Origin of the sequence: uncultured Succinatimonas sp. (assembly GCF_905203285.1) — a bacterium.
GTDB lineage: Bacteria > Pseudomonadota > Gammaproteobacteria > Enterobacterales > Succinivibrionaceae > Succinatimonas.
On the sequence record NZ_CAJKVK010000040.1, the window covers coordinates 1 to 17732 of the forward strand.

The following is a 17732-nucleotide window of genomic DNA, read 5'->3' on the forward strand; positions in this document are numbered from 1 at the left end:
TGATTATCTGAGAATCAATAGGGTCCGGAGCAACCAAGTTAGGAAGAGTACTTTCAACAATATTTTTATATGTTCCTATAACTTCCTTTAAAGCATTAAGATCACGAATACCTAATCTATGCAAATTACCAATAATTCCAGTTTTCTCTTCAGGTGATAAATGAACATTTAAATTATTCCTGAGCAAAATAGAATCAGAGGCTGATACAAAATCAATTAAATTACTAAGCTCCTTAATATCTTTTAAAACTACTTCTCTTGCAATGTTTGAAATATCTTCATCAGTTAATGTGGTGCCGTTACCTTCAACTTGTATTGCTCTATTTAATACTTCATTTTTTATATCAGCAAGAACTAAGGTGTAGTCATAATTAGCAGAGTCAAATAATGAAGATGCCACACCCTGAGCTTTTGCTTTAATAATGACATCGTCAAAAACTTTTTCTCTTATTTCAGGCGGAATGGCATCCTTATTTGAAAACCAAGCTTGTGCCTTTTCTACTGCCTGATAATTTATAGAATCTGAAGGCAATTCTTTAATTGCTAAAGCAGCATCGGCATTTAAATAATCGCGTAAGGCATCAGGCAAAAGATCCGTCTCGGTTTTTCTTAGAAAAACAGTATTAAATAATTTATTAAAAGACTCCTGAGCTAATGTACTTTGCGGCACATCCCGGTCAGAAACGGTTAAAATATCTTCATTGTCTAATGCATAAATACTTTTTACTAATTGTTTTACAACACAATTAATATGTAAAAGTTCTTCTCCTTGATTCATGTCAGCAGGAGCAGCATTTTGATCTTTATTAATTTGAACTGATTTTTGATTTGCAGCAGAGGTAATTGAAGCAAATTTAGAAACGGCATTTGCCATCAAAGTTGCAGACAACTTGCTATCAAGTGCAGAAATTCCGCGCTGCTGCAACAAAACCGTCAAAGCCGCAGTCATTATTTTGTCAAAAGCACTTTCTCTTTCTTCTTCAGGTAAAAGCTTCACTCCGCTTAATACATCATTGTAAAAAGCACTTACTTTATTTAAAAAAGCTCCGTCTACTGCTACAGAATCATTTATTAATGGTTCTATGATATCTTGTCCTGATAAAAGCGCATTAAATAAATACGGTTTTTACTTATCATCAAGACCTGCTAATGAAATATTAGCTCCGCCATCAAGCATTAAAACTGCTTCATTGATTAATGCGGATTTCTTTTCTAAAAACTGCTCTGTTACTTTATCTAAAGCTCTAAACAAGCTTTCAACTTTAGGATAAACGTTTTCATTCTCTAATGTGAGCTGTTTTACTGCTGCATCTACAATCTCGGGATTATGGCAAATAATTTCACGATACTGCTCAGGGATATTAAATTTGTTCATGCAAACATAATCGGGAACTCCTGCGAGCATTTGACAGGTATGTTTTCTTACGGCAAAAGTGCGTTCCTGAAGAGAATTTAAAGAATCGTTATCTTTTAAACACGCCTTTAAAATGTCATGACAATCTTTAATTGGATATAAATCTTTAATTTCATTAAATAAATTCAATAAAGTAGCGTTTTTATCCGCTGCCGTTTTATGTTGTTCTGCAATAGCAGCAAGTTCTCCTTCTGAAAAAAGGCTTAGAAGCTCTGACATGGGTTCAAGATTTTTTGCAAATTCTTGTAAGGAAGAAAATTTAAAATTGTCAAAATTTGTTAAAAATCTCTGTTCAATATATTTTTCAAAAAAACCGCTTTCTTTTGCATATCCTGTTATTACATTCTGTATGGGTACAGGAAAATCTTTATTTCTGGTTAATATCTGGAAATTATCTTTATTATTAATAAACTCCTCTACCAAAAACTTATTTAAAGCAACTCTTTGCTCATCTTTATTCTCAAGAGAAATTCCATTTTTCGCTACAAAAGATGCAAATGACGTTTTAAAAAATTGAGGGATCTTATTTTCATTTGCAAATTTTTCTCCTACCTCCAGACCCTTTTTCATATCGTACATAGCAATGATTTGCTTCACGTCGCCTGCGGTAATGGCTTTATTTTGTACTTTTAACTTGTCTAAAAATTTATCTGCTTCATTTGCTATTGTCTGCAATTTAGGATGACTACGGATAAGAGATTTAATTTGATCAAATGTTTCTCTTTGCTCATTGAGATAAGAAATAGCAAATAAAGATGAAATACCGGAAATTTGAGATCTGGTTTCAACATTATTAGATTTACTGTTAACAAACAGCGGGGTCGAATCATCCAAATGCTTTACTTGAGAAAACAGCGACTGTTTAGAAATTTGTTCACTCATGATTTTTCCCTCTTTAAACATTAAGCCACTGCGTAGTATCTTGCTTTTCAGTTTGAGCTGAAGCCTTGCTCAAACTATCCGTCAGACAAGATAATAAATTTTTAAAATCTTTTTTACATTGCTGCGTAATTTTTAAAAATTTAGCCAATTCACTTAAAAAATCTTCAACTGATAAACCGGTTAAAGCAATTTCATAATTCACTAAGATCTCTTCATTTCTTTCATCCAGAGCATACGAGGCTCCATAAGTGCCTAAACGCAAAAAATTTGCTGATAGTAATTTTCTATAAACAAAAGCTGATTTTATTTCTGCTACAGATCCGAGTGAATATTGCAATAAGTAAGAATTTTCTGCGGGATTAAAAGAGAAAACCAAATCTCTTCCTTCATAGTTCAAGATTGCAATACCGTCATTTTCACAATTGCAATCAATGCCCAAAAAATTACATAAAGCATTTAAATATTGGTTCTGCATATAAGATCCTTAAAAATAATATGCTCTGCTTTTATATATATTATGTGCTAATTTTAAACTACTGCAAAATAATTTTTGTGAGGCAGGATCTTATATTAAATAATTTTTACTTAACTATTTTTAGTAATTGACTTACCGTATCCTCAAAAGAGCTCTTTTCATCCAGACCTTGTTTTAAAAATTTATTCACGGCATCTATGTGTGACAAGGCAAAATCTGCTTCGGCGTCATTTCCCTTTTTATATTCACCAAGTTGAACCAACAATTCTATCTCAGAGTATTTTGCCAAAATCTGTCTTAACTTCTGTGCAGCTGCTTTATGTTCTTTGCTGACAATTGTATTCATCACGCGAGAGACGCTTGCAAGCACATCAATAGCGGGATAATGATTAGCAGCAGCAAGTTTTCGGGACAATATGATATGACCGTCTAAAATAGATCTGGTTTCATCAGCAATAGGCTCAGTCATATCATCGCCTTCAACCAATACTGTATATAAGGCGGTAATTGAACCTTTATCAGAATTTCCCGCTCGCTCCATGAGTTTTGGTAAAGTTGAAAAAACAGAAGGTGGGAAACCACGCCTTGTCGGAGGTTCTCCTGCAGCCAACCCAATCTCGCGTTGTGCACGTCCAAAACGTGTAACAGAATCCATCATCAAAAGAACATTTTTACCTTCATCACGGAAATATTCAGCAATGGCCGTTGCGGTATATGCGGCTTTTAATCGCTCCATGGACGAACGATCAGAAGTAGAAACAACCAACACCGCTTTTTTCATTCCTTCAGGACCAAGATCGCGTTCAATAAATTCACGTACTTCACGACCGCGCTCACCTATTAAAGCTAAGACGCAAATTTCCGCACTTGTTCCTTTAATTATCGATGAAAGCAATGTTGATTTACCACCGCCTGCGGCAGCAAAAATGCCCATTCTCTGCCCCTGTCCACAGGTTAAAACCCCGTCTAAAACCCTTAATCCAAGGCTAACGGGTTTTTCTATTAGTTTTCTTTGCATCGCAGCAGGAGGGTCTGCATAAACAGGGTAAAATTTATGCGTCTTAAGCGCCGGACCGCCGTCTGCAACGTCACCTACACCATTTAAAACCCGACCTAAAAGCTCTTCACCTACCGGAACAGACAAAACATGACCTGTCGGAATTACTTCCGTGTGATAAGAAATCCCTTCCAAATCGCCCAGCGGTGTTAAAAGTGCGGTATTTTTTGAAAATCCAACGACTTCAGCACGCAGCATCCAATTTTCACCGGGATTGCGCAAAATACACAGTTCACCGACTTTTACTCCGGGAACCGAGGCTCGAATAATAGTACCGACAACCTGATCAACTCTTCCCCTAATCTCCAATGAAGATACTTCATCTACTGCATCTTCAAGCATTTGTCCGATGTATTCTAGAGCCATCTTTAATCCTTAGAAGCAACGCGTGCACTTAAAGACTCACTTAAAATTTTCAGTTGAGTATCAAGGCTTGCTTCTACAACACCCATTTGAGTTTCTAAAATACAATCTCCTTTTTTTAAATTAACATCTCCTATAACTTCGATATATCCGCTGCGGCCGTCATCTGATAATAAATAAGCTTTTAAATCTTCACGGACAATCGGTTCATCATGAGTACTTACCCGTACGACAATTCTTTTTTCTCCGCGGACCGCACTTAAACCTTTACGAACAACTCGAACGATCCGATCTTTTTCATCAAGATCACCGATAATTTTATTTACTGATTTTGTTACCACTTCAACAAGCTGCTTCTCAAGCGATTCAAGGCTATCTACCTGAGATAAAACCATATCCATAATTTTAAAAGTATATTCGCTTTTCCCTTCTTCCTTTCCTTCGGTTAAACCTTGTTCAAAGCGATTTTTATAGATTTCCTCAGCTTTATCTAATATTTCCTGAGCTTTCTTTTTACTTTCTAAAATGATTTCTTCAGCGGCAAAAAACTTCTCCAAATCATCTTTTCTGATGATCTTAACGTCATCTGCAATTTGTAATTTATCATCAGCATCTAGATGAAATATTTTTTCCATTTGCCATCAATCTCGTTTATTGCAATAAAACAAATTAAAGAAAAGAGCTTATCCTGATCTAATGACCATTGTTGCAGTTTTTCAAATTCAACATCAAGCTCTGCAATCTTTCTTAATAAAAAGTCCTGATAATTTTTTGATAAGCTTCCGGCAAAAAAAACAAGTATTGAATAACCTTGGTGTTTGGTTTCCTGTAAAACCAACTTAACATCCCGTTTTGAGGAATAATGTCTTTTTACCGTACCACCAAAGACATAGCGTCCGCGCTCCATAACAAATTTATAAACGGACGAACCTATTGCTTGACTGAGACAAAGAAGTTCATTTTTAAGAATGGTTGTCGTAATGCAATCTGCAAATACGCATGAACCAAGGTAAACTGCGATTTTGTCTAAAGTTTCTTTATCAAAAAAAATTACACGGGTCTTAGGATCGGAAAAATCAAAATAAGCGATTTTTTGCTGTTTTTTAAACAAAACTAAATCAGTTTCTTCAATATCACGCATAAAAGACGGATATTGTGCATAAAACGAAAAGAGACTCTCCTTATTAGAGCTTTCATGCACTGAGTTAAAATCAAGTACGGCATTTAAAAGCTCTTTATTATCAATAAGGGATAAAGCATATTCTCTCTGCATTTTGCCGATTATGCCTCTTTGTTATCAGCCGCTTTATCTTTATTAGCAAAGTCAAATTTTATATGTCCTGTTCTTTTGCCGATACCAAGCAATAAACATAAAGCAATTGCCAATCCGCCGATTCCGGCAAGAACATAACCGACAGGACCTGCATACCAAGGTTTTAAGGTTTTTTGAACAGGTAAAACATTTTCTTCAAAAGTCTCAGTCATTACAGCTACCCGATCATGAGTAAGTCCGGGAACAGAGCGAGCTGTTGTATCTTTAATACTGCTTATCATATCCACGACAGGAGATTCTTTGGTATGACGGATAAAAACCGCAGCTGAAGGAGGCGTAGTAACACCTGATGATTGCTCATGCTGAACTAAGACAACGTGAACGCGCGCATCCAAGACGCCGTCAATTCTGGAAAAAGTAGCAGATAATTCCTGAGACAAGGCATAAGCCAGTCGAGCCTGTTCTTCCGTTTGAGAAGAAATCATTCCCTGCCCTGAAAATACCGAGCCTAAAGATTGAAACTGCTCACGCGGTAATGAATGTTCTTTTATAATTTCAAGAGAGCGCACTAAATCCTGTTCATCAACTTCAATTGTAAAACCGTTTTTGCCTTCTGAAATTTTTTTAGCATCGACTCCGCGCTGTAAAAGAGTCGACAGCATCTCATTGGCATCACTTTCCGTTAAATTAGAATACAATGCTTCACGGCAACCGCACAAAAGCATTGCACTTAAAATAACGGCGCTCCCAAGAAATTTAAAACGCATTCTATTACCTATCCAACAGATTTAAAGCATCCTGACACAGGTTATAAGCGCTTTGCTGTGAAGCATCAACACTTGAAGCGAGTTTTTTTGCCTCTTCCGATTTTTTCTGTAAAGCAAGAGAAAAAACTTTCATTGCTTTAACGTCCGCATCGTCAGAATGAGAGACAAGAAGCTCATCCAAAATCTGATCAGCCTTATCAAAATCATCAACGACGATATAAGAAAAAGCTAAACCTATTTTAGCCCCGACTAACTCGCTATCCACGCACAACAAGCCTTCAAACAAACGTCTTGCTTGAAAAATCTGACCTTTAGCGCAGCCGGCAAATCCTATTTGGATTAAGGCACTGATTTTTTCTTTTTCTAGAATCTGCATTGCTGCCTCACTAACTTACTTTTTGAGAAATTGACTTTATAGACTCAGATAAAGACTTTACTAAATTAGCAGTAAGCTCCATTACAGCATTATATTGACCCATCTCAAACTGCATTTCAAGTAATGCCGCCTGCTGATCTTCAGTAGAATCCAAACTTGAGATATTAGCCATTTTTTCTTTCAACTGTTCTGCCTTTCCTGACATGCTGTCCATGCCGGTTTTAATCATATCAGCAAAACTGCTTCCTGAAATTTCCATATCCGACCTCCGGTTTTATCCAAGCTTATCAATAATCGCCAAAGCATTTTGGCAAGACAGATAAAGTCCGCGATAAGCATCAATTTCACCCACACTGACACCGCTGTCCATTTTATTTTTCAGCTGTACAGATATTGAAAAAACTTCTTCTTTAAGCTCTTTTAATAAATAAGCATTCTCAGGATTTAAAAGCAAATCCATATTCAGATCATTTAAGTTCATAGGTAATTTTTTCTCCTTTTTTATCAAGGATAAGTTCATTAACCGAGATCTTTTCTAAAATATAACCGTTAGGCAGCTCAGCTCCTTCAAAATATTTATCGCCGTTTTTCAAGCTGACAAAACGCAACGGTTCTAAAGTTACTCCGCTAATACTGTCAAGATTAAAAGGCAAAACCGATACCGGATCGGTTAAATCCGACTTTTCATTATCAGAGCTTAATTTTTGGTCGCTATCCTTATATGTAACAGATACGGCATCCCGAGGCAATAAATCAATATTGCCTTTAGGCATGGTACGTATATCTCTAAATATAACAGGAGCTTTACAAAAATCAGCTGTTTCTCTTTGCAAAGTTAAAAAATCTTGATATTGATCAGGAGTGAACTTACCGTCATAAACAACGAAACCTTTATCAAAAATCAAAGATACCGGTAAATTTAATTGACTTATTTTCTCCTGAATAAACGGCTCTAATTGCGATCTGTACGTAAAACCGGATTTGATATTTTGTCCAGATAAATGACTGTTTAATGCATTAAAAATATCATTCTCATAATAAGGATCGCAAATATATCCGTATACGACAAAATCATTTCCTTTAAGAGCAGGATTTACGGTAATCCCGTATAGAGAAAAAGCATGCTTAATAGACAACGCTTTAGCACTTATTAAATTAGCTTTAATCTCGACTGGATAAGACACATGAGGAATTGATTTCATTAATTTTTCGTAATTTTCTTGATCAAGAACGCTTCCTGAGACCACATAGATACCGTCTTTAAAATTAACCTGAACAGGATCTACGAAAAATGACGATGATTGATTCTTAATGGCAGCTATTTCTTCATCAATGCTTGCTTTACTATCAAAGACATTACCGAAAATCAATAAAAATAACAGCAGAGCAAGAATAACGGCACCGATAAAAATCTTGGATTTATAAGTGCTCTTAGATTTATTCGCAATCGGATGTTCTGTCTTAGGGTTAGTGTTTTGAGCTGTTAAACCACTTATATTTGCTTTTGCAGAAGCTTCGTCTTTTATATCTTGCTCTGATTGGGCATGCAGAACAACATCATTTGTCTCTTTGACGGAAAAAGACGTAAAAGCGGCAAAAGGATCTCCTTCCTTATGCCATGCCAAGGTATTTAAACCTAGAGACAACAAGTCCCCTGAAGGTAATGACTGTTTTCCTTTTAATTGCGAGTTATTAATTAACCAATTACCGCTTAAAGCTTCAGCAAAAACTCCTTCTTCAGTCAAAAAAAGTTTTAACTCGCTTTTCTCGATGGCGTTGTCATAAATTACGATATCGCTTTTATCAGTATTACCCAAGATATATTCACCTTGCGGTAAAACAAGAGAAGCTCCGATATTGGAACCTGATAAAAAACGAAACTCGAATCTGCGATCATCCATAAGCTATATATCCTTTACTAACTGAGCTTTAGTACTGCTATTTGCAGAGGATGATCGGGAAGATGCGCATCCTGATTCATTTAAAGGTTTTGTTTCCCGCATTGAGTAATCTGCTTGAGTCGGCGATTTTGCAAAGCTCTTATCATCAAGACCGCTTGGCAAATTAATGTCATCTAAATCAAGAATTCGCGGGGTAATCAATAATAAACGCTCTCTTTGAGTCGCTTCATCACTGCTTGAGCCGAAAAGTCCTCCGATTAAAGGAATATCTTTTAATACTGGAATACCGTTATCGCTATTGCGATGATTCTCCATATAGTATCCGCCAAGCAATAGGCTTTGTCCCTGCTGTACTAAAGCCTGAGTATTTATTGTGGTCTTTTTGATAACAGGGATCCGTTCATCGGCTCCTTGAGCATCGCTTGATACGGTATAACTTTGACTCTGATCCGTATCCTGATTTGTCTGCAAAGAAATTACCATTTGAATGTAAGGGGCAGATCCGTCATGAGAATCAATAATATGAGGAGTAACCCGTAAAATCGTACCGGAAACGACCTCAAAGAGATCGGAGCTTTCATTTCCGGCAACTTTTACATAATTTGTAGTTGTATCCTCAAGCGTTGCCTCCACGTTATCAAGAGTAAGAACAGAAGGTCTGCCTAATGTTCTTGCTTTGTTATCTTCTTCAAGCATATTAACTTGCATCATGAAGGCACTCTGATCGGTACTGAAGACCGTGGAAAAAATACCGCCGCCATTAGGATTTAAACTTCCTGAATTTGAAATTTGATGCCCCACTCCGCCGGCAATTTGCCAATTTCCGGTTCGGCGTGCCGCCTGCCAATCAATACCTAAGGAATCAGCTGCTCCCACATCAACATCAACGATTGCGGCATGCAGTTCCACCAATCTTACCGGAACATCAAGTTCCTTTATGACATCTTCATAATAAGGCATGCGGTAATCATAATCATGAATAATAACGGCATTTAAGCGCGAATCGGCAATAATAGACGGAGAAAACAGATTTCGAGGCTGCACCGATCCGCTGCTTTGTATCGATGTGTCGGAAGGTAAACTATTTTGACTACTGCTTTGAGATCCTTTTATCAATCCGCTGCCGCGAAGTCCCGGCAAAGCCGATCCTCTTTGAGTTACGGTAACGCCAGAACCTTGGATATTATTGGATCCGCCTGAAACCATACTTTGCAAAATAGAAGCCACACCCGGGATATGAACATTTCTATCCGAACTGCTTACTTCAATATCTTCAGCCTTTGCATGCTTTAAACGAATAACTTTCATCACAACATGCTCTTCTGTTGCGACATCAAATTGTCTTATTGCCTCTACAATCGTATCAACATAACTTTGAGGTCCTGAAACACTTAACATTCCGTTTGAATTGATTCTTACAGGCAAATTTGCAGAAATAAGACCTGAAGCTCTGACTTCATTTAAAAGCTCCTGTGCTGAAAGAGCCGAAGGTTTTACAACGCTTTGAGTTAACTCACTGTCACTGTAAAAATAAATATTTTTCCCTTTTATGTAATAACAGACGCCAAAAGCCGTCTTCATTCCGTCAATAAACAAATCGGGATCTATATTTTCAAATCTTCCGTTAACTTTTCCCGTCAAAGATGAAGACACATTTACCGAATATCCCTGTTGTCTTGCAAAATCAGCTAAAACCGAAGATATATCCTCTTGAGAGGAATAATGACTGTAAGGTTTATTAAACGCAAAAGAATAAGCAGGAATTATCATCAGCATAAATGCGATAACATACAGAGCTTTCCTAAAATGTCCCCACGTATTTTTTATGACGTTCACGGATTTACTCCCCAAAAATTAAAAGCATCAACACGCTCTGAGCTTTCATTTGAGTATAAATGCTCCACAAAGAAATCACAATCATCCAAGAAATTCTGACACAAAGATAAAAGTTTATTTTTATCAATTAATGAAACATCAACATCAAGTTCAAGACATATATCTTTATCTTCAAGCGTAAAATTTACTTTATGATCCTGCCATATAGCAGCGGTCATGGTTGCGCCTTTTTTGGCTATTTCAAATGCATCATCATCGTTTTGCGGCAACGTAAATAAAACAGCACGCATTAACAAAACATCAGAATTCAAGGCATACAGGCTGAACGTATAATTATCAAAAGCAATATCAATTTTACTTTTGTCCAAAGCCAAATCCTGCTGATTAAAGCTCCATCCGGCTTCCTTACAAATAAGCTCAATTGCATCACGTGCCTGCATGCCATAACTCCTTATTAGCCTAAAATGCGTTTATTCGCCTCAATCATTCCCTGAGAAATGGTTGATGACGTATCGATGGATTTTTGCACCACCGACTGCAATGACTCAGTAATGGATTTAACCTGATCGGCAAAAGCATCAATCTTTTTCTGATCCGCCTCAAGTTCTTTTAGACCGGCATCAACTAAAGCTGCACCATATTCTCCTCCGGCTTGAATAAAACCGGTTACGGACTTTGTGGCTTGCTCAAAAGCAGTAACAGCAGCGCTTTGTGCCATTTTCTGCGCGTCGGATAAAGCGCTGTTTCCTGCAATTTTAATTGACATACCCATCTGAATGCCGCTGCTTGCCAAAGAAATTACATTTGAAACGATTGAGCAGGCAAATTTAATTGTAGCCTGCTTGCGCATTTCGCTTGCCTGCTTTTCCATTAAATCAGCACTTTGCATCTGAGCTTCATAGGTCATATTGCGATTTTCTCTAACCTGCTCGGCAAGAGTCTGACTTATCAAAGCCAAAATAGTAGCTCCAGCTGATGCCATAGCCACCATGGAACTTCCAAGGTCGGAAGAATTAAATGACAAGCCGTTTCCGTGCAAATTAGGAATTGAATCAGCATCCTTACCCTGAGCACCTGGAATTGCAGAATTGTTATTGGTATTTATATTGTTATCAGATCCGACATTTCCATAAAAGGAAGTCTTTTCATTGCCGTTAACTCTAATCATAATTTTTCTCCTATGCCATCGCAGGAGCTGAACCGCCTGAAAGGACTGACTGCATGGTGCTATTGCAATCATCAATAACATCCTTTACGCCTTCAGCCATTGCAGTGGCCTTTTCCATAATCTTTTCTATCTGTTTTGTGTCCAAATCCTGAGCAATCTGAATTCTCATCAAAATAGCTTCAAGAAGCTTGGAATCAGCTTTGATTTCATCTATCTGTTTTTCATAAACAGCAGACGTAATATTTACTGCTGAACTTGCAGCTTGAGTTCCTGCTGAAACAATGTTTGTTGCATTATTCATAATTTGCTGGAACTTAGTTAGCTTTGATACCTCGCCAAGCTTTGCCGCATCAGAAATTGTCTTTGCAGCACCAGCACCTGAAAGCACGCTTCCTACAATTCCTATAGCAAATGACGTAATCATTCCGCAAATTGCAGCTGCCTGCTCATTTCCGCCGGTTGCTTTTGCCGCCTCCGCAAATCCGTTTTGCAAGCTAAGCTTTCCGTCAGAAGCCGTAGACATAATCGTTTCAACAGTTGAGGCGATTAACAATCCGGCACCGATAATACTTGCAGGATTCGGCGCAATAACAGCACTGGCAAGGACAGCAACTGCGGCAATAGCTTGAATCACACAGCTTATGATTGAAAAAGCTTGCTTCAATTTGTCTAAAAAGCCCTGTTTTTCAGCTTTTTCAGCTTGTTCCTGCAGCTTTTCGATTCTTTCCTGATTTATCTGCTTGCGTTCCTCAGCATGTGCCTGCAACGTAGCCACGCCTGATGAAACGGCCTCTTTTCGCTCCTCCATGCCGAGCATGGACATTATTGCTTCTTCGCACAATCCCATAATTACACTCATGGGAATAGTATCATTCGGCGCACTTAAAGAAGGCAGAGAATCTAAATTGAGATCACCTGAAGAAACATCCGGAATTGACGAGCCTGAGCTTGAACTAAGACCCTTTTCTTTAATTCGGCTTAAGATCTCACTGATCTCTTGTGCCTGTGCTTTGCTGACATCATGAACATTATTCATATTCAAAACCTATTATTTTTCAGACACAATCTTTAATAAAGCGGCCCCTTTGTTTTTGAAGGTATCGTCTTTAGCATCACCTTCTTTACCCATAATGGACAAACTTTCAAGAGCCGCAACGGCATTTTCTTTTTCTCCGGCTTTAAGCAAGCAAACTGCCGCGTAGTACATCGGCTCGGGATCCACAAGACCGCTTACTACGGAAGCCAATGAATAAATATCTGCAGCTTTTTTATAATTTCCCAAAGCCTGTTCGCAGCCGCCAAGCCCCATAAAGTATTTAATTTCATTGTAATCATAAAGACATAGTGCTCTGAAAATACTGGCGGCATCATCAAAGTTCTTACTTTGATAAAGCTGATAAGCTAAAGCATAAAGTGCCTCTAAATGTTTTTTATCAACCCCTGCCAAATCAGCAACACTGCAGCCTTGACCGAATAATGCTACAAGCTCTGTTGCAGTAAACTGATGCTTTTCCATAAAAAACTCCTTACATTCTCACTCTGTCAATAGGTTGCACCGATATTTCAGGAGTTAATTCCTGATAATCAAGAACCGGTACGTTATAAAATTCGGTTTCGATAAGACGTCTTACATAACGGCGAATATCTATTGAGGCAATAATCACCAAATTACGATTACGCTTACCTAAAGCCCTGCCGACTTCTTTTAAAAAACGTCTTGATGACTGCGGATCCAAAGCTAAAAATGCCCCCGAAGAAGTTTGACGAATTGATTTTCTAATCAATTCTTCTACAGACGGCTCTAATAAAATTGCAGGTAGAATATTTTGTCCGGCGCAATATTTATAGCTTATCTGTCTCTTCAAACAGCTTCTAATAGATTCACATAGCATCACCTGATCTTTTTCTTTGGGCGCCCAAATAATAATTGCTTCTAAAATTGAGCGTAAGTCGCGAATAGAGATCTGCTCCTGAACAAGACGCTTAAATAGATCAGCAATTTTCTGCAAAGGAAGAAGTCTTGATACCTCATGTACTAAATCAGGGGCTCTGTCTTCCATTTTATCAAGCAGATACTTAGCCTCCTGCAAACCGATAAAATCAGAGGCATGTCTTGCCAGAACCAAAGAAAGATTTAAAGAAATGACTTTAGAATGTGTGTAATATGAAACACCGATAGTCTTTAACTTGTCCTTATCTTCTTCTTTTATCCACCAAGTCTTTTCCGAAGGCAAAAAAGGACGACCTTCTTTTACTTCAACGCCAAGCATACGAATGTTGTCTGGATCTTCACGCACCATGACGCATCCCGGTTCAAGCTTACCGTGAGCTACCGGAATCTCATCAAGATTAAGCACATATTCATATGGCTCAAGATTAGGATTTTCTCTAAGATTAACCCCGGGGAAAGGAACTCCCAAATCAAAATATAAAGCTCTTCTTAGTGCGGCAAGCTCGTCGTTTAAAGCACTAAAATCAAGGCTATCGCTTAGATTATTAGACAAATCCAAAATTAGAGGAACTACGGGAGCAAATTCTTCACTTCCAGCTTCTTTAGAAAAAGCTTTACGCTTATCCGTTGCCGAACGCAGCGTTTTTTGAATTTCAACTTTAGGATCAACCTTTAGATCTTTATTTTTCTGCATATATGACAGAGCATAACCTATAGCAAAAAGAATAAACGCTAAAGAAAACAGCTGCGGTTTAGGGAAGCCCGGGATCAAAGCAAAAAGGAAGACCAAAGTGCCGGCTATTTTTAAAGCCTTAGGCTGAGAAAATACTTGATCGCCGATTTGCTCGCCGACATTATCATTGTCACCACCAGATCTGGTTACAAGAATACCGGCGGAAATTGCGATTAATAACGAAGGAATTTGCGAAACCAAACCGTCACCGACGGTAAGCACGCCATAAAGCTGTAAAGCTTCTCCTGACGTCATTCCCATCTGGGTTACGCCGATAATCGTACCCGCGACAATATTTACGGCAGCAATTAAAAGTCCGGCAATTGCATCACCTTTTACAAACTTCATGGCACCGTCCATAGCGCCATACATTTGACTTTCAAGGGAAACGGCGTTTCTTCTATTTTGTGCTTCTTCTGAATCAATGGAGCCTGCACGCAAGTCGGCATCAATTGACATTTGCTTTCCTGGCATTGCATCCAATGAAAAACGCGCTCCAACCTCAGACACACGTTCAGCACCCTTTGAAATTACCAAAAACTGAACAATTGCGATGATTATGAAAACTACCGCTCCGACAATAAAATTTCCGCCTACGGCAAACTCACCGAATGTGAAAATAATTTCACCGGCATCTGCCTGCAGCAAAATCAAGCGTGTGGTCGCGATGTTTAAACCGACGCGAAATAAAGTCGTAAATAAAAGCAGAGTAGGAAAAGAAGAAAAGCTTAAAACATTCGGCGCATACATAGTCATCATCAAAATGACGAATGACATTGATATATTCGCGGAAATAAGCAAATCTACAAGCGGTGTAGGCAAAGGCACAACCATTAGGCATATAACCGCCACCACCATGCCGACCAAAAGAAAATCGGCATGTTTGGTTACAAGCGAGGAAGCAGTACGAGCGCTTTCAAGTAATGTCATACTTTCTCCCTTAAGTTATTAATCATGGCGTTAGCTTCAGCTTCCCGCCCTGTTTTAATCAAAGCCCGAGCGCGCAGAAGATAGACTGAGCGATAGATATCTTTATCCTGACTGAATTCATTTATTTCATCAGATAACGACAATACTTTTTCGTATTCTTCTTTATTATCAGCACATAAAATCAACATAGCTTTTGCCCAGATATCTTTAGGATTTAAAGCTAAAATCGCTTTAGCTCCCCTATTGGCGCTGTCTACATGATTCATCTGAAAATAAAAATACGTCAGAATCTTAAGCGTATTATTCTCATCAGGAGTAAGACCTTTAATTTCTATCGATTCAGCCATCTTATCCCTCGACCATCATGCCTAAATAAGCTTTTAACAGTTCGCGATTTTCCATCAAAGGACTAAGATCTTCACGCAAGAATCTTCTTACATCAGCATCCTTAATCCCTTGCATTCTTTCAAAAATAGAGTTTAAAGATCTATTTAAATTTGCCGGCTGCAAAATGTCATTACTGGAGAGTTTCGGTTCTAATCCCTGCAAAGCGATTGCACTGAAACTATTTCCCTTATATAACTCATCGAGCTTAACTTCAGTTTCGTTTTGTACGACAATCTGCTCTACTTGCGGCAAATGTTCGCTCTCCGGCAGATTCATAACACTGCCAAGCCCGATATTGGAATTTAAAATATTTACGGAAGAACTCATAATTACTCTCCGTTTATGACTTTGTCATATATGGCTTTTAAATTAAGTACGGAGTTTTCAATATCCATAGCCGAAATGTCAGAAGACAATTTTGTCAAAAGCATTATTCTATCTTTGGCAAATCCTACTGAAAATTCAATAGAATGACGATTAAAAACTGAGCATTCACTTAAAAACATCATCAAAGTATGCTTATCATAAGAAGCTACCGGAAAAGATAAAGACATTATCAAAAACTCTTCTTCACCTTTAGATGACTCCAAGCAATAATCCAAACCATTCCATCTAAAGCTCAAAGGATTTTCTTTTGAAAAAGAAGAAAAGCTTACTCCCCAACGGCTTTCCAGTTCGTTTATTTCTCTATCAATCATCAGTTGCCTCCCTGCTCAAGCCACTCGTCTTCTTTTTCAATTAACTTATCGACAAGGTTTTGGACGGCATCAATCACATGAGCCCTGTTTTCGACTCCGAAAAAGACCTCAGAGCCTAACTCTCGAGCCTTGTTAAGCAAATCCTGAGCCATCAGGACTTCAGTTTCAGGATCTTGCTTAGAAACTTCCGTATAAAGAGATCTGACTTGGGATGTCTGTATGAATTTCTGCTCAGAAAGCTTAAGCATGCGTTCAAGCAGAGAAAAACCGTTTAAATTACTTGAATCGAGATGATAAATCTTGTCAAAACGCTCAACAAAACCGTTTAAGATAACTGAAGCTCCGTTTATAGATCTTGCAAGAGATAAAGATGTACCGACACTCTCAAGCAAAACTTGTTCCTGAGACTGATTGACTGAAGCCAAATCAGCAGATAAAGCCTCAAACATAAAATCTATTCCGGCATCAACTTTATCTGCACCAAATTTTTTCTCAATATAATGAAGCATCTCTACCGGAGTTTTACAGTCATGACTTAGCTCACTGTATGAAAGACATAAATCAAAAGAAGAAGATAAATCATTATGTCCTGCAACACTTATAGTATTAATGCAGGCATCAATTTCACTTTTTTCATCAGTATAAAGAGCCTGTGCCAGATCTTTGATTTTCTCCGCAAATGACGGATCTTTCTCATTATCGGCATACTGCAGTAAAAAAAAGTAATTAGAAGCCGGATGACCGCCTTGTTCTTTTAGGCGGTTTAACATGCTCTCACGATTTTCCTTGCCGGCTCTTAAATCTTCTAATAATTTACTTTTCTGATTGCGATCATCATTGTCCGTCTGCAATTCAAAAGCCTGCTTCATTTTCTCAATTTTTTCTTCTAAATTGAGAGCAGCCTGCTTTTGTTTGCGATCCTTTAATTTAGTTTGCTTTGAATTATCGCGAGCAAAGGTAAGCTCTTCTGCGCTGTCGGCAAGAGACGCTTCGGGACTTTCGGCAACTTGAACGGCAGCTCCCGAAAGTTCTCCTACATTACTTTTTGCAGCATGGGCAGAAGATATTCCTTCCTGCACTAAACTTGCCGCATTGTTTATACCTCTAACGTCATTCATAGCAAACCAAATCTTCTAAAGTTAAGTAAAAAACAATCAGACCAAGTTATGAGAACCGCGGCGGCTGCTTAATGATACTTTGGGCTTGTCTTCAATTCCCAATTTATTCTTAAAAGCAAAAACGCGTTCATTTACAGATTTTTGAGTCTCACTCTTAATTTGAGTAAGCAATTCTTCTGCTTTGGCCTTATCGTCAGCAGTAATATCAAGGGTCGGAGCCATAGTTTCAATCTGCTTGCGGGTGGCCTCATTTATGGCATCCAATTCTTTTATTTCTTTTTCAACATCTTTTAAAAATGCATCAATCTGCTCATTAGTAATAGCCATTTTATTGTCCTCTTGCTAAAGATTTCAAAGTCTCATTTGCAGTGGAAATTGCTGAACTTGCACCCTGCATATAAGA

Annotated in this window: 22 protein-coding genes; all 22 read right to left on the reverse strand. The window is 38.0% G+C overall.

What is annotated here, in order from left to right; translation table 11 throughout:
• On the reverse strand, positions 1-997 hold a 997-nt coding region (locus tag QZ019_RS05525; RefSeq protein WP_295483000.1), incomplete at its 3' end, for a hypothetical protein.
• Positions 998-1126: 129 nt separating this feature from the next.
• A complete protein-coding gene (locus QZ019_RS05530) occupies positions 1127-2296 on the reverse strand; it encodes a hypothetical protein (protein ID WP_295483003.1) in 1170 nt (389 codons plus the stop codon).
• Positions 2297-2309: 13 nt separating this feature from the next.
• Positions 2310-2771, reverse strand: coding sequence for a type III secretion system chaperone (locus QZ019_RS05535; protein ID WP_009142834.1), 462 nt, complete (start codon positions 2769-2771; stop codon positions 2310-2312).
• A gap of 106 nt (positions 2772-2877) precedes the next feature.
• Positions 2878-4194, reverse strand: coding sequence for a type III secretion system ATPase SctN (gene sctN / locus QZ019_RS05540; protein ID WP_009142833.1), 1317 nt, complete (start codon positions 4192-4194; stop codon positions 2878-2880).
• A 2-nt stretch (positions 4195-4196) separates the two neighbouring features.
• On the reverse strand, positions 4197-4826 hold the full coding sequence (locus tag QZ019_RS05545) for an HrpE/YscL family type III secretion apparatus protein (RefSeq protein WP_249083607.1): 630 nt from the start codon (positions 4824-4826) through the stop codon (positions 4197-4199).
• Positions 4805-5332 (reverse strand): hypothetical protein, encoded by a 528-nt coding sequence (locus QZ019_RS05550; protein WP_295483007.1) that lies wholly within the window; start codon positions 5330-5332, stop codon positions 4805-4807. Before QZ019_RS05550 ends, QZ019_RS05545 begins: the two co-directional genes overlap by 22 nt.
• Positions 5333-5472: 140 nt before the next feature.
• Positions 5473-6231: a type III secretion system inner membrane ring lipoprotein SctJ gene (sctJ, locus tag QZ019_RS05555; protein ID WP_009142830.1), complete on the reverse strand. Its 759-nt coding sequence runs from the start codon at positions 6229-6231 to the stop codon at positions 5473-5475.
• A 4-nt stretch (positions 6232-6235) separates the two neighbouring features.
• Positions 6236-6607, reverse strand: coding sequence for a tetratricopeptide repeat protein (locus QZ019_RS05560; protein WP_295483010.1), 372 nt, complete (start codon positions 6605-6607; stop codon positions 6236-6238).
• 10 nt (positions 6608-6617) lie between these two features.
• Entirely contained in the window at positions 6618-6866 is a 249-nt protein-coding gene (locus tag QZ019_RS05565) for an EscF/YscF/HrpA family type III secretion system needle major subunit (protein WP_295483012.1), read from the reverse strand.
• Positions 6867-6881: 15 nt separating this feature from the next.
• Positions 6882-7088, reverse strand: coding sequence for a hypothetical protein (locus QZ019_RS05570; RefSeq protein ID WP_009142827.1), 207 nt, complete (start codon positions 7086-7088; stop codon positions 6882-6884).
• Complete coding sequence (gene sctD / locus QZ019_RS05575; RefSeq protein WP_294565868.1) at positions 7075-8508, reverse strand: type III secretion system inner membrane ring subunit SctD; 1434 nt, start codon at positions 8506-8508, stop codon at positions 7075-7077. The genes QZ019_RS05570 and sctD overlap by 14 nt, the downstream gene beginning before the upstream one ends.
• Before the next feature lie 3 nt (positions 8509-8511).
• Positions 8512-10344, reverse strand: a complete 1833-nt coding sequence (sctC, locus tag QZ019_RS05580) for a type III secretion system outer membrane ring subunit SctC (protein WP_294565866.1) — start codon at positions 10342-10344, stop codon at positions 8512-8514.
• Positions 10341-10784 (reverse strand): hypothetical protein, encoded by a 444-nt coding sequence (locus QZ019_RS05585; RefSeq protein ID WP_295483017.1) that lies wholly within the window; start codon positions 10782-10784, stop codon positions 10341-10343. Before QZ019_RS05585 ends, sctC begins: the two co-directional genes overlap by 4 nt.
• 14 nt (positions 10785-10798) lie before the next feature.
• Positions 10799-11512: a hypothetical protein gene (locus tag QZ019_RS05590; RefSeq protein ID WP_294565860.1), complete on the reverse strand. Its 714-nt coding sequence runs from the start codon at positions 11510-11512 to the stop codon at positions 10799-10801.
• Positions 11513-11522: 10 nt separating this feature from the next.
• Positions 11523-12548, reverse strand: coding sequence for a hypothetical protein (locus QZ019_RS05595; protein WP_009142822.1), 1026 nt, complete (start codon positions 12546-12548; stop codon positions 11523-11525).
• A 12-nt stretch (positions 12549-12560) separates the two neighbouring features.
• Complete coding sequence (locus tag QZ019_RS05600; protein ID WP_009142821.1) at positions 12561-13028, reverse strand: SycD/LcrH family type III secretion system chaperone; 468 nt, start codon at positions 13026-13028, stop codon at positions 12561-12563.
• Between the two features lie 10 nt (positions 13029-13038).
• Positions 13039-15126, reverse strand: a complete 2088-nt coding sequence (gene sctV / locus QZ019_RS05605; RefSeq protein WP_295483022.1) for a type III secretion system export apparatus subunit SctV — start codon at positions 15124-15126, stop codon at positions 13039-13041.
• Positions 15123-15473 (reverse strand): hypothetical protein, encoded by a 351-nt coding sequence (locus QZ019_RS05610; RefSeq protein ID WP_009142819.1) that lies wholly within the window; start codon positions 15471-15473, stop codon positions 15123-15125. The genes sctV and QZ019_RS05610 overlap by 4 nt, the downstream gene beginning before the upstream one ends.
• A gap of 1 nt (position 15474) precedes the next feature.
• A complete protein-coding gene (locus QZ019_RS05615) occupies positions 15475-15840 on the reverse strand; it encodes a hypothetical protein (protein ID WP_009142818.1) in 366 nt (121 codons plus the stop codon).
• 2 nt (positions 15841-15842) lie between these two features.
• The gene (locus QZ019_RS05620; RefSeq protein WP_294565854.1) at positions 15843-16211 is read right to left on the reverse strand and encodes a hypothetical protein; all 369 of its coding nucleotides are present in this window, start codon (positions 16209-16211) and stop codon (positions 15843-15845) included.
• Complete coding sequence (locus QZ019_RS05625; protein WP_295483027.1) at positions 16211-17329, reverse strand: TyeA family type III secretion system gatekeeper subunit; 1119 nt, start codon at positions 17327-17329, stop codon at positions 16211-16213. Before QZ019_RS05625 ends, QZ019_RS05620 begins: the two co-directional genes overlap by 1 nt.
• 36 nt (positions 17330-17365) lie before the next feature.
• Entirely contained in the window at positions 17366-17656 is a 291-nt protein-coding gene (locus QZ019_RS05630) for a hypothetical protein (protein WP_277296584.1), read from the reverse strand.
• Between the last annotated feature and the right edge of the window lie 76 nt (positions 17657-17732).

Excerpts from the sequence above, each read along its gene's own strand:
- QZ019_RS05535 (WP_009142834.1), bottom strand. The coding sequence starts at position 2,771 with ATGCAGAACCAATATTTAAATGCTTTATGTAATTTTTTGGGCATTGAT.
- QZ019_RS05610 (WP_009142819.1), bottom strand. The coding sequence starts at position 15,473 with ATGGCTGAATCGATAGAAATTAAAGGTCTTACTCCTGATGAGAATAAT.
- QZ019_RS05595 (WP_009142822.1), bottom strand. The coding sequence starts at position 12,548 with ATGAATAATGTTCATGATGTCAGCAAAGCACAGGCACAAGAGATCAGT.
- QZ019_RS05545 (WP_249083607.1), bottom strand. The coding sequence starts at position 4,826 with ATGGAAAAAATATTTCATCTAGATGCTGATGATAAATTACAAATTGCA.
- QZ019_RS05565 (WP_295483012.1), bottom strand. The coding sequence starts at position 6,866 with ATGGAAATTTCAGGAAGCAGTTTTGCTGATATGATTAAAACCGGCATG.
- sctJ (WP_009142830.1), bottom strand. The coding sequence starts at position 6,231 with ATGCGTTTTAAATTTCTTGGGAGCGCCGTTATTTTAAGTGCAATGCTT.
- QZ019_RS05625 (WP_295483027.1), bottom strand. The coding sequence starts at position 17,329 with ATGAATGACGTTAGAGGTATAAACAATGCGGCAAGTTTAGTGCAGGAA.
- QZ019_RS05530 (WP_295483003.1), bottom strand. The coding sequence starts at position 2,296 with ATGAGTGAACAAATTTCTAAACAGTCGCTGTTTTCTCAAGTAAAGCAT.
- QZ019_RS05550 (WP_295483007.1), bottom strand. The coding sequence starts at position 5,332 with ATGCGTGATATTGAAGAAACTGATTTAGTTTTGTTTAAAAAACAGCAA.
- QZ019_RS05590 (WP_294565860.1), bottom strand. The coding sequence starts at position 11,512 with ATGATTAGAGTTAACGGCAATGAAAAGACTTCCTTTTATGGAAATGTC.
- QZ019_RS05570 (WP_009142827.1), bottom strand. The coding sequence starts at position 7,088 with ATGAACTTAAATGATCTGAATATGGATTTGCTTTTAAATCCTGAGAAT.
- QZ019_RS05585 (WP_295483017.1), bottom strand. The coding sequence starts at position 10,784 with ATGCAGGCACGTGATGCAATTGAGCTTATTTGTAAGGAAGCCGGATGG.
- QZ019_RS05615 (WP_009142818.1), bottom strand. The coding sequence starts at position 15,840 with ATGAGTTCTTCCGTAAATATTTTAAATTCCAATATCGGGCTTGGCAGT.
- QZ019_RS05620 (WP_294565854.1), bottom strand. The coding sequence starts at position 16,211 with ATGATTGATAGAGAAATAAACGAACTGGAAAGCCGTTGGGGAGTAAGC.
- sctV (WP_295483022.1), bottom strand. The coding sequence starts at position 15,126 with ATGACATTACTTGAAAGCGCTCGTACTGCTTCCTCGCTTGTAACCAAA.
- QZ019_RS05630 (WP_277296584.1), bottom strand. The coding sequence starts at position 17,656 with ATGGCTATTACTAATGAGCAGATTGATGCATTTTTAAAAGATGTTGAA.
- QZ019_RS05600 (WP_009142821.1), bottom strand. The coding sequence starts at position 13,028 with ATGGAAAAGCATCAGTTTACTGCAACAGAGCTTGTAGCATTATTCGGT.
- QZ019_RS05560 (WP_295483010.1), bottom strand. The coding sequence starts at position 6,607 with ATGCAGATTCTAGAAAAAGAAAAAATCAGTGCCTTAATCCAAATAGGA.
- sctD (WP_294565868.1), bottom strand. The coding sequence starts at position 8,508 with ATGGATGATCGCAGATTCGAGTTTCGTTTTTTATCAGGTTCCAATATC.
- sctN (WP_009142833.1), bottom strand. The coding sequence starts at position 4,194 with ATGGCTCTAGAATACATCGGACAAATGCTTGAAGATGCAGTAGATGAA.